Origin of the sequence: Streptomyces pyxinae (genome assembly GCF_024756275.1) — a bacterium.
In the GTDB taxonomy this organism is placed as follows: Bacteria; Actinomycetota; Actinomycetes; order Streptomycetales; family Streptomycetaceae; genus Streptomyces; species Streptomyces pyxinae.
In genome coordinates, this window is the sequence record NZ_JANUGQ010000017.1 from 129,778 (window position 1) to 144,428 (window position 14,651).

A 14,651-nucleotide genomic window follows, 5' to 3' on the forward strand; every position below is an offset into this window, starting at 1 on the left:
TTGTCGTCCGTCCGTACCTTGTCGTCCGTCCGCCCCCCGCCGGTCTTCCGGGCCCGGTCGGCCGTCCGTCCGCCGCCGCCCGTACCTGCTGTGCCTGCCGTCCGCGCTCTGCCGGGCCGGGCTCTGCCTGTGGTCCGGGCTCTGCCGCCGGTACGCACCCTGCCTGCCGTCCGCGCCCGGCCCGGCCACCGCACCCGGGCGCCCGGCCACCGCACCCGGGCGCCCGTCCGCCGGGCCCGGGCGCCTGTCCGTGCCCGGTCGGCCATCCGCCCGCCGGCGGACCTCCGGGCCCCGGCGTCCGGCCGAGCCCGCTCCCGCTCCTGCTCCCGCTCCTGCGGTTTCCGCGTCCGGCCGTCCGTCCGGCCGGGGGCCGCGTTCGGGGGCCTGCGGCCCGGCGCGCCGGGCCGGTACGCGGCTCGCGCCCGGCTCCGGGCGCCCTCCCGGCTCGGGACCCGCCCCGGCCGGCCGGCGCGGCTGCCCGGCGGCGGGGCGCCCCGGTTCGGGCGGCCCGGGACGGGTGGGGCGGCGGGGCGGCATGGGCACGAAGGACACCTCCGCGGGCGAACGGGACAAGCCGGAGCACAGTAGGCCCATACGATCAGATGGCCTCCGTTCCGGCCCCCGTACTGCCCTGGCGGCGCGCATCGGGGTCCCCCGTTCGCGGTAACGTGGCGCCCGATGAACGCCATGCCCCCGCCCCCGGTCTCCGTGATCATGCCGGTCCTCAACGAGGAGCGGCACCTGCGCGACTCGGTCCGTCACATCCTTGAGCAGGAGTACGACGGCGAGCTGGAGGTGGTGATCGCGCTCGGCCCGTCCACCGACCGCACCGACGAGATCGCCGCCGAACTGGTCGCCGGGGACTCCCGGGTGCACACCGTGCCCAACCCCACCGGGCGCACCCCGGCGGCGCTGAACGCGGCGATCAAGGCGTCCCGCCATCCGATCGTGGTGCGGGTCGACGGGCACGGCATGCTCTCCCCGAACTACATCGCCACGGCGGTACGGCTGCTGGCGGAGACCGGCGCGCAGAACGTCGGCGGCATCATGCACGCGGAGGGCGAGAACGCCTGGGAGGACGCCGTCGCGGCGGCGATGACCTCCCGGATAGGCGTCGGCAACGCGGCCTTCCACACCGGTGGCGACGCGGGCCCGGCCGAGACCGTCTATCTGGGGGTCTTCCGGCGGGAGGCGCTGGAGCGGCAGGGCGGCTACAACGAGGAGTTCATCCGCGCCCAGGACTGGGAGCTGAACTTCCGGATCCGCGAGGCGGGCGGGCTCATCTGGTTCTCCCCCGAGCTGCGGGTGCAGTACCGGCCCCGGCCGAGCGTCCGGGCGCTGGCGAAGCAGTACAAGGACTACGGCCGGTGGCGTCATGTGGTCGCCCGCTACCACCAGGGCTCCATCAACCTCCGTTATCTGGCCCCGCCGACCGCCCTCTGCGCCATCGCCGCCGGTGTGGTGGCCGGTGCCACCGTCTCGCCGCTGGGCTTCGTGGTCCCGGCCGGGTATCTGGCCGCGATAACCGCCGGCTCCGTCCCGGCGGGCCGGGGCCTGCCGCTGAAGGCCCGGCTCCGGATCCCGGTCGCGCTCGCCACCATGCACATGTCCTGGGGGTACGGCTTCCTCACCAGCCCGCGTTCGCTGGCCCGGAAGGTGATCGCCAGCCGTCGCCCGGCCGTGGTGCCCGCCGCCGACTGACCGCGCCGCCCGCCCATCGGCCCGAATCCGTGCCATGGGGACCCGGACCGCCGCGCCCGCCCGGGCAACGGGGTCGCCCGCGCCGGTCGGGCCCGGCCGCGCCGCTGGGCCGGGCCGCCGAACCGTACGTCCCGAGGGGCCGCCGAAACACTGTCGGCGGCCCCTCTCCCGTACCCCGGCGCCCGGGTGCTCCCGGCCGGCGGCCCGGCGGGATTACCGGCGCGGCGCGGCTAGCGGGCCGGGGCGGTGTCCCGGTAGGGCGCGTAGACGTCCATGCACCCGGTGTCGTCGGCGCCGTTCGACACCTCGGCGTCCTCGGGGAGGTCGCCCGCCTTCGGCTTGGCCGGTGGCTTGGGATAGGTGTCGCCCTCGCGCCAGTCGGCCCCGACGGTGACCGTCAGTCCGGTCACCTCGCCCGAGGCCCGTACGGCGGTCGCGGGCAGCCCCACCGCGGCGGCCACCGACAGGGCGTCCGCCCGGCCCTGGGCCCCGGTGCCCGCCGGGTAGACGAGGGCGGTCCGCTCGGCCGGTGCCAGGTCCGTGGCGGCGGCCGCCCGTCCGAACCCCTGGTCGCGCAGCGCCCGGGCCACCTGGCCGGCCCGGCCCCGGACGGATCCCTCGCCTCCGCCGCCGGTGCCGTTCACCACCGTGACGGCGAGCGAGCCGGGCGCGGTCGCGGCGGGGCCGCTCGCGGACGCCGCCGGGCTCGGGGAGGTCCCGGCCCCCGGAGCCGTACCGGAGCCGGTGTCCCGCGGGCCGCCGTTCTTGTCGAAGGCGACGTCCTCCCGGAGCATCCGCCAGATCCGCTGGGCCGAACTGTCCACCGGCACCAGGTGATTGGCGTCCCGGGGATCCGGAGCGGTGGGCAGGGTGGTCATGGTGATCCGGTTGACCGGTACGTCCTTGAGCTCCATGGCCAGGTCGAACAGGGCCGGAACCGAGCCCAGTTCGTCGGAGACCTGGAGCGCCTCGATGCCCGCCTCGGCCAGGTTCATGATCCGGCCCGAGTCGGTGAAGGCGTTCTGGCTCTTGAGCTGCCGCAGCATGGAGTTGAGGTACATGTGCTGGGCCTTGGCCCGGCCCTGGTCGTTGTAGAACGCGTGCCGGGTGCGCAGCCACTGGAGCGCCTGCTCGCCCTGCACATAGCTGTCACCGGCCGGCAGCCGCAGGCCCGAGCCGCCCTTGACCATGGCGGTCGGCTTGTCGTGCACCGGGTACTTCACACAGACCTTCACCCCGCCGATGGCGTCCGCCATCTTCACCACACCGGCGAAGTCGATCATCATCCAGTGGTCGATGTAGATACCGCTCAGCTTCTCCCAGGTGGTCAGGGTGCAGCCCGGACCGCCGCGGGTCAGCGACTCCGTGATGATCATGTCGGTCGCGCGAAACGTTTCTCCAGTGGTGGAGTCCCGGCACTCCGGTATGTCGACCCGGGTGTCGCGCGGAACGCTGAGCACCGAGGCGTTCTTGCGGTCGGCCGAGACGTGCAGCAGCATCTGCACATCGCCGCGCGGCTTGTCCCCGGCCGTGTCGCGGGCCCCGCCCAGCGCGATGTTCTCCTCGGTGTTCCGGCCGTCGGCGCCGATGAGCAGGATGTTGAGCGGTGTCTTGCCGGCCGAGTCCGGCTCCGCCTTCCGTACGCCGCTGATCCCGCCGCTGCGATCCCCGGTACGGATCTTGTCGTTGAGCCGCTGGATGTAGAGGTAACCCGCGCCGGCGGTGCCGAGTATCAGCAGGGAGAGCACACAGGCGACCCAGCGGAGCACCCGTCGCCGGCCGCCCTTGCCGCTCCGGTCTCCCCGTACGGCCCGTCCGGCCGGGGCCGGGCGCGCACCCCCGCCCTGCCGGGGCACCCGCCCCCGCGAGGGCACGGAAGCGGACGAGGCCGAAGAGGCCGAAGAGGCCGACGAGCCCGAAGAGGTCGGTGAGCCCGGCGAGGTCGAAGAGATGGGCGAGCGCGAAGAGACGGGCGCGCCCGACGAGTTCGACGAGACGGATGAGCCCGATGCCATGGATGAGCCCGATGAGGCCGATGAGGCCGGTGCGGCCGATGGGATGGGCGAGACCGACGGGGCGTGTCTTCCGCCGGCCGATTCTCCGCCGTCCTCCGCCGGTTCGCCGTCCTCCGCGGATTCGCCGGCGGAGCCCCCGCCGGGCCGGCCGCCGCGCCGGCCGGTCTCACGCGTGCCCGGGACGCGCTTCCGCGCCCCCTCCCCGCGCGCACTGTCGCGTCCCACCCCAGGTCCCCCCTGTCGATCAGGCGCGCGTCACTTCGCGCACACCTGCTTGTCCGCCGCCACCCGCTGCACGCCCTTCGGGGTCTTCGCCGGACCGGCGATCGGGACACCCGCTCCCTTGAAGTCCCCGCCGAGCGTCAGCGTCATCGGCTGCTTCGCTCCCGCCTCCGCCGTGCCCTGCTTGAGGGCGGTGGCCGGCAGGCCCATCAGATCCGCCAGCTTCCGCGCCTGGTCCGCCTGGTTGGGGGCGAACTCCAGCTGGGTCTTCGGCAGGTCCTGGGGCGCGTTGCTCTTGTTGGAGGATTTCAGCACACCCTGCTCGTTCTGCAACCAGAGGATGGTGGACTGCGCCGCGCCCTGCTTGCCGCTCCCGTTGTACACGTCCACCCGTACGCCGGAGGCCTCGGCCCGGGGGCCCTTGAGCAGCGCCGCCTGCGCCGTCTTGGCCTCCTTCTCCTTCTTCTTCACCTCGGTGAGCGAGACGTCGTTCTGGAGCATCGAGAAGAGCGGCTTGGCCCGGCCCTCGTCGACCACGACCGTGGCCTTGACCTTCTCGGCCGGATTGTCGAGGACCGGGAGGGTGGTGAAGGTGATGTTCTTGGGATCCACCTTGGACATCTCCATGCCCAGGTCCTTGAGGTGGCCGATGCTGCCTATCCCCTTGTCGACGGTGAGCGCCTTGGTCGCCGCCTCGGCCAGGTCGAACAGCTTCGACGGGTCGGTGAGCGTGTCGCTGGACTTCATCTTGCGGATCATCGAGCTCAGGAACTGCTGCTGGGTCTCGATCCGGCTCAGGTCGCTCTCGTTGCCGAAGCTGTGCCGGGTGCGGACGAAGGCGAGGGCCTGCTCGCCCTGGATGGTGTGTCTGCCCGCCGGCAGGTTGAGGTGCGAGTCCTTGTCGTTGACGTCCTTGGCGAGGCAGACCTCCACGCCCTGCACCGCCGTCGTCAGCGTCTTGACCGCGTTGAAGTCGACCATCATGAAGTGGTCGGGGCGCACCCCGGTGAGCTGCTCGACCGTGCGCATGGTGCAGCCCGGGTCGCGGTCGCTCTGCCCGAGACTGGTGTTGAACCGGACGCCCCGCTGGCCGGGGACGGTCTTCTTGGTGCCGTCCGGCATGATCGTGTCGCAGTCCGGAATGTCGGTGATCAGGTCGCGCGGGATGGACAGCGCCGTCGCGTTGGTCCGGTCCTTGGAGACATGGAAGAGGATCGTGGTGTCGGCGTGGCCGGGGCTGTCCTTGTCGCCGTAGCCCTCGTTGCCGGACCCGGTGCGCTTGTCGGTGCCGATCACCAGGATGTTGACGGGCTGGTCCTTGGCGAAGCCCTCGCTGCCGGCGTCCGCCACGTCGATGGTGCTGAGGTTGTTGTTCAGATGCTGGTAGTAGGCGTACGCGCCGGCGGCGGTGCCCACCAGGACGAAGGCGGTGACCCCGCCCCCCCACACCAGGACCTTCTTCTTGCCGGACTTCGGCGGCTTCCGCTTGCGCCGCCCGGCCGCGGCGGGGCCGCCACCGGCGCCGCCCGGGCCGCCCGGGCCGTCCGGGGCTCCGGGGGCGCGGCGCCTGCGCTGGCCCGGGACACCGGCGGTCCGGTCGCCCGGGCGTCCGTCGGTCCTGGGGCCGCCGGGGGCCCCGGCGGGGCCGCCCGGGCCCGGGGCCCGGCGCCGGCCGGTGGGGACGGCGCCGGAGGAGGACCGAGGGCCCGAAGACGCCGAGGACGCCGAGGACGCCGAGGACGGGGATGAGGGGGACGACGACGAGGGCGCGGACGAGGAGGCGGCCGCTTGCTCCGCGGAATGGTCCAGTCGCAGTTCGTAACTACCGGTCTGCGGGTTGAGCACCCACTGGTCGGCGGGGTCGATGTCGTCCGCCCGTCCACGGCTGTGCGCGTCCACGGTTCCCTGCATCCTCCGTCGGTGCCACGCGAGGCGCCTCCCCCGGTGGGCGCTCGGTCCCTCGATCCATTGCGTGCGCGACCTCGCGGTCGGAGCACCGGATCGCGTCACACTATCCGCCCAGTTCAGCGCGGGGCGACGCCCGTGACAAATTCCACGCCCCTTACACGGGGACATAACGCCCCATAGGTAAGGGCCGCCGCCGCTCCGTCGATGACCGGTTACTCGCAGGTACCGGCCGCGGCGTTGGTCCCGGCGAAGGTCGGCGTCACCGAGGGGCGCGTCTTTCTCGGCTGCCCGTTCGGCTCCTCACCCCTGGACGTGCCCTCACCGGCCCGCTCCGGGACGACGGTCACCGGCCGGTCCTCGCGCAGCCGCTGGAAGAGCGCGCCGGCCTTCGGCAGCAGCTGGTCGCGGTTGCGGTCCCCGCTGTACGGCTTCCTGGGCACGGTGAGGAACTGGACCTTCTCGGTCGGTACGTCCCGCAGCGCGCGGGACAGGTCGTAGAGGTCCTTCAGGGAGTCGAGGCCGGGGTCGGTGGTGAGGGACCTGGTCGCCGCGTCCAGGACCGGGTAGAGCCGCGCCGGGTTGAGCAGCACCCCATTGCTCTGGACCTTGTTGACGAGCGCGCCGAGGAACCGCTGCTGACGATCCATCCGGCCGGTGTCGCTGCCGTTGCCGAGGGTCTTGCGGGCCCGTACGTAGCCGAGGGCCTGCTCACCGCCGAGCGTCTGGCCGCCCGCCCGCAGGCTGAGGTGCGCCTCGGGGTCGTCGATCGGCTCGTCCACACAGACCCGTACGCCGCCGACCGCGTCCACCATGTCCTTGAAGCCGGCGAAGTCGATCACCATGTGGTGGTCCACCCGGATGCCGGTCAGTTTCTCCAGGGTGCGTACGGTGCAGGCCGTGCCGCCGCGCTCGAAGGCCAGGTTGAACTGGGCGAACCGGGCGGTGCTGGTGGAGCCGTCCGGCGCGCGGCAGGCGGGCTGGCGCACCATCAGGTCGCGGGGCACCGAGACCGCGGTGGCGCTCTGCCCCCGCGCGGCCAGGTGCAGCAGGATCGTCGTGTCCGACCGCTGGGTGCCCTTGTCCCGGCCGTACCGCCCGTTCTCCTGGCCGGCCCGGCTGTCGGAGCCGATGAGCAGGATGTTCCGGGCACCGCGCACCGCGGCGGCGGGGCGCTCCTTCTCGTACCGCTCCAGTTCGGCGGCGGCCGAGGTGTCGGTGGTGATGTTGCCGTCCAGCTTCCGGTACAGCCACCAGGCGCCCCCGGTGGCGGCCAGCACGACGACCGCCGTGCCGAGTGCCACCCGCCGGGGCCACCGCCGCGCCCGCCCCGGGCCCCGCCCCCCACCGGAGCCTCCGGGCGGGGCGGGGGCGCCACCCGGTGGGGGCGGGGGGCCCGGGCGCCCGGTGCCCGCGCCGGTGCCGCCGCCGGTACGGGTGGCGGCGGGGCGCCCGGCACGCGGGGCGCCGGTGCCGGCGGGCTGCCCGCGCGCGCCGGTACGGGGACGGGCGGCGGCCCGACCGCCCGCCGGGGCGGAGGCGGCAGGGCGCTCGGCACCCGGGGCGCCGGTGCCTGGGTGCCCCGGACGGGCGCCCCCGCCGGTGCCGGGCGGTCTCGGGCCCGGGCGGACCGGCGGGGACGCGGTGGGCCGGGCCGCCTCCGCGCCGGCGGATCGTGTACCGGGGGCTTCCGCACCGTGCGTCGTCGCACCGGGGGGCTTCGCGCCGGACGTCGCACTGGGGGGCTTCGCGCCGGACGTCGCACTGGGGGGCTTCGCGCCGGACGTCTTCGCACTCGGGGCCTTCGCGCCGGCCGGGCCGGCGGGGGGCCCGGGCGGGCGGGGGCGGGGCCGCCGCCCGGTGGGCCGGGGGCCCGCCGGAGCGGGGCGCGCGGCACCGGCCTCCGGCGCGGACGGCGGGGGAGCGGGGCGCGCGGCACCGGCCTCCGGCGCGGGTACGGGGCGCGGCGCGCCGGCACCGGCCTCCGGGACGGACGGTGCGGGAGCGACGTGGTGCCTCGGGGGCGGGGGAGCGGCGTCGGGACCGGGGAGCGCGGGAGCGGCGTCGGGACCCGGGGAGGGGGAAGCGGCTTCGGGACCAGGGGGCGGGGGAGCGGGCGGGCGTACCTCGCCGGGGGTGCCCGGCCGGCGGGGACGGCCGGCGGACGGGCGCCGTCCCTTCCCGCCGTTCTTCCCGCTCTTCCCGTTCTTCCCCTTGGTCACGTCAGAGTCCGTCCTTCACGGGGTCGGCGGCGGCGTACCGGTCGGCGGTACCGGTCGGACGGGGAATGTCCCCTGGCACCGATCATCCACCGGTGGCGCCGGGGCGACCCGGGGAGCGGCCCCGCGCTGCGCCGGACGGGTGACGACCCCCGGTTCCGGCAGCGGCCCCGCCCCGCCCCCGGCCCCGGCAGCCGCGCCCGACCGGGCCGACCGGGCCGAAGAGGCCGAAGGGGCCGGACCACGCCCGGGGCGCCCGGCCGGACGGGAGGGGCCGGGGCGCACCGAGGGCGCGGGGGCCGGCGCTCCCGGAAGCCGGTCAGACCGCCGTGTGAGTGACGCGCTCGCTCTCCACCCGCTGGGACAGCGCCTCCTGGCCCAGCCGGTCGAGGTTCCGGCAGAGCACCACCGAACCGCCGGCCGCCAGCGGGGCGTACAGCCCGGCCGACAGCCCCTCCCAGGTGTCGTACGGCAGCCCCGACAGCAGCCGAGCGCCCTCCGCGTCCGTCAGTCCGAGGCGCCCGGCGTCCGCCCGGCCGCGCGCCACCAGGTCGGCGCCGGTGAGCTCGGCGCCCCCGACGGCGAGCGCCGGGGCGTCCGGGTCCACCGGGACGTACGGCGCGAACCGGTCGCCCTGGGTCGGCACCTCGACCGCGTAGTCGGCGTACCCCTCCGGCGGCGCGGGGAAGCGGCGGCCCAGCGGCGCCAGCGACAGGGCGAACCGCTCGCCCCGGCAGGCCAGTCCGTCGGCCAGCCGGTCCGGACCGGCCACCACGTGGTCGGCGGCGGCCGCGTCACCGTCCAGGTCCGCGACGACCCCCACCGAGGCGCAGGCGATCAGCCAGACGGCGGTCTGCCAGTGCGCGGGCAGCAGCAGCGCCACCCGTTCGCCGGGCTCGGCCGACATGCCGTCCTGGAGCAGATTGGCGGTCTTCGCCACCCAATTGGCGAAGGTGGCCACCGACAATTCCACGCGCTCACCGGTGGCGTCGTCGTAGAAGGTGACCAAGGGGCGGGCCGGGTCCGCGGCGAGCGCGGATCGCAGCAGGTCGGCGGGGGTGCGGTCGCTGGCGTTCACGCGAGCCAGGGTACGCGCGGGGCGCGCGGCGCCGGGGCCGTACCGGTGACGCCGTCCACCGGACGGCCCGACGGGGTGTCACGTGTCCGGGGGTTTCCGGACAGGCGAACCCGATCCGGGGTGCCCACGATCGCCCCATGCGTGCACTTCTTGCCTCCGCCATCGGCGTGGCGTGCTCCGCCGCCCTCGCCCTCCCGCTCTCGCCGCCGGCCTCCGCCGCCCACGCGACCCCGGCCCCCGGCACCGCGTCCGCGCCCTCCGCACCCTCCGCGACATCCACGACATCGGCCGGGTCCACAGCCCCGGCCGGGCCCACAGCCGCGGCCGTCTCGACGGCCCCGGCCGTCTCCACAGCCCCGGCCGGCTCCGCGCCGCGTGCCGGAACCACGGAACGCGCCCGCTCCGCGCCGCGCGCCGGATCCGCCGAGCCGTCGGTGCCCGGCTCCACCCAGTCCGTCCCGCTGGAGCCACTGACCTCCGACCGGGCGGGCGCCCCGGCCACACAGGGACTGCTGAAGCGGGACGTCAGGCCGTTCTCACTGGTCGGTGTCGTCTGGGACGACCCGGCCGCCGAACTCCACGGCTCCGTCCAGGTCCGCACCCGCGCCACCTCCACCGCCACCTGGTCGGACTGGCAGGAGGTCGACACCCACAACGACGCCCATGGCGCCGACCCCGACACCGCCGAGAGCCGGCGCGGCACGGTGCGCGGCTCCACCGCCCCGCTCTGGGTGGGTGACTCGGACGGCGTGGAAGTACGGGTCAGGGCCGAGGCCTCGCGCTCCGGCACCCCCGCCCCGGCGCTTCCGCGCGGCCTCCGGATCGAGCTGGTCGACCCCGGCGCCGACCCGGCCGGGGTGGTCTCCTCGCCCGCCCCCGGCAAGGGCACCGGAGCCCCGGGCGCCGACACCGGCCCGGACACCGGCGGGGTCGCGTCCACCGGGGCCGACGCCGACGCCGACCGGGGGGCCACGGCTCTGACCGCCGAGGAGTCGGCCGCCTCCGCCGTCAACGCCGAGCTGACCACGCTCGGAGCGAGCGAGATCCGGGAGCTGACCAGGGCCGAGACCCTGGCGAGCCTGGCGGACTCCGAGGCCACCGAGGCCACCGGGGCCACCGGGGCCGAGGAGTCCGCCGAGGAGAGCGCCGAAGAGACGGCGGAGGAGAGCGACGAGGAGATCGGCGAAGAGACCGCCGAGGAGACCGTCGAGGCGTTCGGCGAGCAGATCGCCGGGATCCTCTCCGACGGAATCACGGTCGCCGCCGCCGACATGGCCGGACCGGCCTCCGGCACACGCGCCAAGCCGTACATCGGCCCCCGGCCCCGGATCGTCACCCGGAAGGGGTGGGGCGCGGACGAGAAGCTCCGCGAGCGCGACTTCGTCTACACCAAGTCGGTGCAGGCGGCCTTCGTCCACCACAGCGCCACCGGCAACAACTACACCTGCGCCCAGGCGCCCTCGGTGCTGCGCAGCATCTACCGCTACCACGTGCAGAGCAGCGGCTGGCGGGACTTCGGCTACAACTTCGCCGTCGACAAGTGCGGCAACATCTACGAGGGCCGCGCGGGCGGGGTGGCCAAGGCGGTGCTCGGCGCGCACACCATGGGCTTCAACACCAACAGCATGGGCATCGCCGTGCTGGGCAGCTTCGGCTCGTCCGCCCCGCCGGCCGCCGCGGTGAGCTCGGTCGCCAAGCTGACGGCGTGGAAGCTGGGCCTGTACAGCAAGGACCCGCGCGGCAAGTCCACGCTCGTCTCGGGCGGCGGAAACAAGTACAAGAAGGGCACCAAGGTCAAGCTCAACACGATCTCCGGCCACCGCGACGGCTTCACCACCGAGTGCCCGGGCGCCAAGCTGTACGGCAAGCTGGGCACCGCCCGTACCTCGGCCGCCAAGCTCCAGGGCCGGTGACCGGACTCCCGGGACGGGTACGGCGGAACGGCCACAGCGGGACGGGCTCGGGAAGAACCGGACCGGGGGAGCGGGTCCGGCCGGGCGGCGAACGGGCGGCCCCGGCGGGCCAGATGGCCGGCCACCGCGTCCGGCCCGATCCGGAAGGAAGCGCTCCGGCGAGGGTCGCCTGGTGAGCGGCCGCCGTGGGTCTGCTTACACTGTCCGGTCATACCGATCATATCGACTGATCAACGACCGGCCCGACAGCCCCCAGCAGGAAGCAGAGAGACGAACAGGTGACTGAAGCGATCCTCCTGGTCGGCGGCAAGGGCACCCGGCTGCGCCCCGTCACGATGCACACGCCCAAGCCGATGGTCCCGGCGGCCGGCGTCCCGTTCCTCACCCACCAGCTGGCCCGTGCCCGGGCGGCCGGGGTGGACCACATCGTGATGGCGACCTCCTATCTGGCGGAGGTCTTCGAGCCGTACTTCGGGGACGGCTCGAAGCTCGGCCTGCACCTCGAGTACGTCACCGAGCGCGAGCCGCTCGGCACCGGCGGGGCCATCCGCAATGTCGCCTCCCGCCTCCGCTCGGGGCCGGACGAGCCGGTCCTGATCTTCAACGGGGACATCCTCACCGGCCTGGACATCCGGGCGCTGGTGGACACCCATGAGACCTCCGGAGCGGATGTCTCCCTCCATCTGACCCGGGTCGAGGACCCCCGGGCGTTCGGGCTGGTGCCCACCGACTCCACCGGCCGGGTCACCGCCTTCCTGGAGAAGCCGCAGACCCCGGAGGAGATCGTCACCGACCAGATCAACGCCGGCGCCTATGTCTTCCGCCGGTCGGTCATCGACACCATCCCGGCCGGCCGGCCGGTCTCCGTGGAGCGCGAGACCTTCCCGGAGCTGCTCGCCTCCGGGGCGTACCTCCAGGGCATGGTCGACTCCACCTACTGGCTGGACCTCGGCACCCCGCAGGCGTTCGTACGCGGCTCCGCCGATCTCGTGCTGGGCCGTGCCCCCTCCCCGGCGGTGCCCGGCCGCTGCGGCGACCGGCTGGTCCTGGACGGCGCGACCGTGGCCGAGGACGCCAAGCTGACCGGTGGCACGGTCGTCTGCGCCGGGGCGACGGTGGGCGAGGGCGCCCGGGTGGACGGCAGCGCGATCCTGGCCGGCGCGGTGGTGGAGCCGGGCGCGGTGATCACCGACTCACTCGTGGGCCCGGGCGCCCGGATCGGCGCGCGGACGGTGCTGAACGGGGCGGTCATCGGCGACGGCGCCCGGGTCGGCGCGGACAACGAGCTGCGGGACGGTGTCCGGATCTGGTGCGGAGCCGTACTGCCCGACGCCTCGATCCGCTTCTCCTCCGACCAGTAGCCCCGAGCAGGTCCCGGCCCCCGCCCGACACCGGGCAGCCGTACGGTGCCGCGCACCTTCCGTGCCGGGTTCCGCCGGTGCCGGATGCTCTGCGGGCGGGGCAGCCACGTGTGCTGGGTCCCTTCCGGGCCGGGGCCCCGCCCGGGTCCCGGGTCCCTTCCGTGCCGGGTTCCGCCGGTGCCGGATGCTCTGCGGGTGGGGCAGCCGCCCGCGCCAGGTCCCGTCCGGGCCCGGGTCCCGTCCGGGCCGGGGCCCCGCCCGACACCGGGTAGTCGTACGGGCCTGTGCTCCCTCCGTGCCGGGTTCCGCCGGCGCCTGCCGGACTCCCCGCAGGCCGGACAGCCACGTGTGCCGGGTGCCGTCCGGCACCGGGCAGCCGTCCGGGCCGGGTCGGTTCCGTGCCGGGTCCCTTCTGCGCCGGGTTCCGCCCGGCACCGGCGTTCGGTCGGCCTGGGGATGCTCGGCACCGGCCGGCCGGGCCGGGTCCCGCCCTCACCGGGTCCCGTTCCGGCCGGATTCCCTGCGGGCCGGGCTGTCGCACGCACCAGGTACCGCCCGGCACCGAGCAGCCGTCCGTGCGGGGCTCCGGACCGGGCCGGGTCCTTCCGTGTCGGGCAGTCGTCCGGCCAGGTTCCGCCGGTGTCCGGTCCCGCCCGGCGCGGGGCTCCCCTCCCGGGTCCCGCCGGCACTCGCGCCCGGTCGTGGTGGCGGCGTCCGGGCATCGTGCGAGACCCCGACCACCTGGCGCGGAGGCCCCGCCCGTACCTCCGGTCCCTTCCGCGACTACCCTCGTCCCCGCGCCCACTCGTCCACTCGCCCACTCGTCGGGGGGTTCCATCCACCAGGACTGGGGCTCCACCGGGTCGGGACGCCGGAGTCAGGAACGGGGTCAGGGCTCCGTCGCCACGACCCCGCCGGGAGCCACTCCGGAACCCGGGCCCGGGCCCGCGCCCGGGGGTGCTCCGGGCACTCCCCGGCAGCCGCCCGTACCATCTCCCACACCCCATCCCCGAGGATCCGAGGACCCCTTCATGGCCGGCCGCTACGCACCCCGGCCGACCCGCACCACCGTGCGCGGCGGCCATGCCGCGCTGCCCGGCGCCGCCCCCGCGAGCGCCGCCGAAGCCGGCAGTGGAACCGGTGGCCCGTACGGCTCCGGGCCCGGGCCCCGGGCCGGAACCGGGTACGGCTCCGGGGCCGGGGCCCGGGCGGTGCCGGTCCAGCGGAGCGGCCCGGCCGCCGGGCACCGCACCAGGAGCTGGACGCCGCCCTGGCCGCTCGACCTCGGCCTGGTGCTGGGCCCGCTGCGGCGCGGCCCGGCCGACCCGACCTTCCGGGTCACCCCGGACGGCTCCGTGTGGCGGGCCAGCCGCACCCCGGCCGGGCCCGGCACCCTCCGGGTGGCGGCGCGCGGGGACGCGGTGGCGGCCGACGCCTGGGGGACCGGCGCCGAATGGCTGCTCGACCGGCTGCCCGAGCTGCTGGGCGCGCTGGACGACCCGGACGCCTTCACTCCCCGGCACCGGCTGCTGGCCGCGAGCCTGCGCCGCCGCCCCGGTCTCCGGCTGCTCCGCACCGGACTGGTCCTGGAGTCGCTGATCCCCTCGATCCTGGAGCAGAAGGTCACCACGGACGAGGCGTACCGGGCCTGGCGGCTGCTGGTGCGGAAGTACGGCGAGCCGGCCCCGGCGCCCGCCGACGCCGGGTTCCCGGTGCCCGAGCTGCATGTGATGCCCGAGCCGCGCACCTGGGCGCTGATCCCGTCCTGGGAGTGGCACCGGGCGGGCGTGGACGCCAAGCGCTCCGGGACGGTGATCCGGGCCGTCCGGGTGGCCCGCAGGCTGGAGGAGGCCGCCGCGATGGCGCCCGAGGACGCCCGGCGGCGGCTGGAGCTGATCCCGGGCATCGGCCCCTGGACCTCCGCCGAGACGGTGCAGCGCAGCAACGGGGCCCCGGACGCCGTCTCGACCGGCGACTACCACCTGCCGGGGATCGTCGGATACGCCCTGGCCGACCGCCGCGAGGCCGGCGACGCCGAGATGCTGGAGCTGCTGGAGCCGTACGCGGGCCAGCGCCACCGGGCGGTCCGGCTGATCCTGCTCGGCGGCCGCACCCCGCCGCGCCGTGGGCCCCGGATGACCCCCGGCGACATCGCCGCCCTCTGAGCCGTACGACCGCCTGACCGTACGACCGCAGGAACATCCGACCGCAGGAACGTCCCACCGTCCGGCCGTCCG

The 14,651-nt window shown here is 75.5% G+C and carries 8 protein-coding genes; 4 read left to right on the forward strand and 4 right to left on the reverse strand.

Going from position 1 to position 14,651, the window contains the following annotated elements:
- The first annotated feature begins 678 nt into the window (after positions 1–678).
- Complete coding sequence (locus tag NX801_RS20075) at positions 679–1,701, forward strand: glycosyltransferase family 2 protein (RefSeq protein ID WP_258789173.1); 1,023 nt, start codon at positions 679–681, stop codon at positions 1,699–1,701.
- A 230-nt stretch (positions 1,702–1,931) separates the two neighbouring features.
- Here NX801_RS20075 and NX801_RS20080 read toward each other — a convergent pair whose 3' ends face one another.
- From NX801_RS20080 to NX801_RS20095, 4 genes are all read right to left on the reverse strand, one after another.
- Positions 1,932–3,470 (reverse strand): LCP family protein, encoded by a 1,539-nt coding sequence (locus tag NX801_RS20080; RefSeq protein WP_258789174.1) that lies wholly within the window; start codon positions 3,468–3,470, stop codon positions 1,932–1,934.
- Positions 3,471–3,971: 501 nt separating this feature from the next.
- Positions 3,972–5,837 (reverse strand): LCP family protein, encoded by a 1,866-nt coding sequence (locus NX801_RS20085; RefSeq protein WP_258789175.1) that lies wholly within the window; start codon positions 5,835–5,837, stop codon positions 3,972–3,974.
- Between the two features lie 221 nt (positions 5,838–6,058).
- Entirely contained in the window at positions 6,059–7,147 is a 1,089-nt protein-coding gene (locus NX801_RS20090; RefSeq protein WP_428986185.1) for an LCP family protein, read from the reverse strand.
- A 1,234-nt stretch (positions 7,148–8,381) separates the two neighbouring features.
- Positions 8,382–9,140 carry a TIGR03089 family protein gene (locus NX801_RS20095; protein WP_258789176.1) on the reverse strand — a complete coding sequence of 253 codons (759 nt, stop codon included), beginning with the start codon at positions 9,138–9,140 and terminating at the stop codon, positions 8,382–8,384.
- Between the two features lie 137 nt (positions 9,141–9,277).
- Here NX801_RS20095 and NX801_RS20100 point away from each other — a divergent pair, with 137 nt between their 5' ends.
- From NX801_RS20100 to NX801_RS20110, 3 genes are all read left to right on the forward strand, one after another.
- The gene (locus NX801_RS20100) at positions 9,278–11,053 is read left to right on the forward strand and encodes an N-acetylmuramoyl-L-alanine amidase (protein WP_258789177.1); all 1,776 of its coding nucleotides are present in this window, start codon (positions 9,278–9,280) and stop codon (positions 11,051–11,053) included.
- Between the two features lie 278 nt (positions 11,054–11,331).
- Positions 11,332–12,414: a mannose-1-phosphate guanylyltransferase gene (gene manB, locus NX801_RS20105; protein WP_258789178.1), complete on the forward strand. Its 1,083-nt coding sequence runs from the start codon at positions 11,332–11,334 to the stop codon at positions 12,412–12,414.
- Positions 12,415–13,445: 1,031 nt separating this feature from the next.
- Positions 13,446–14,579: a DNA-3-methyladenine glycosylase family protein gene (locus NX801_RS20110; protein ID WP_258789179.1), complete on the forward strand. Its 1,134-nt coding sequence runs from the start codon at positions 13,446–13,448 to the stop codon at positions 14,577–14,579.
- Positions 14,580–14,651: the final 72 nt, after the last annotated feature.

Coding starts and splice junctions, on each gene's coding strand:
- NX801_RS20075 (WP_258789173.1), top strand. CDS start 679: ATGAACGCCATGCCCCCGCCCCCGGTCTCCGTGATCATGCCGGTCCTC.
- NX801_RS20100 (WP_258789177.1), top strand. CDS start 9,278: ATGCGTGCACTTCTTGCCTCCGCCATCGGCGTGGCGTGCTCCGCCGCC.
- NX801_RS20110 (WP_258789179.1), top strand. CDS start 13,446: ATGGCCGGCCGCTACGCACCCCGGCCGACCCGCACCACCGTGCGCGGC.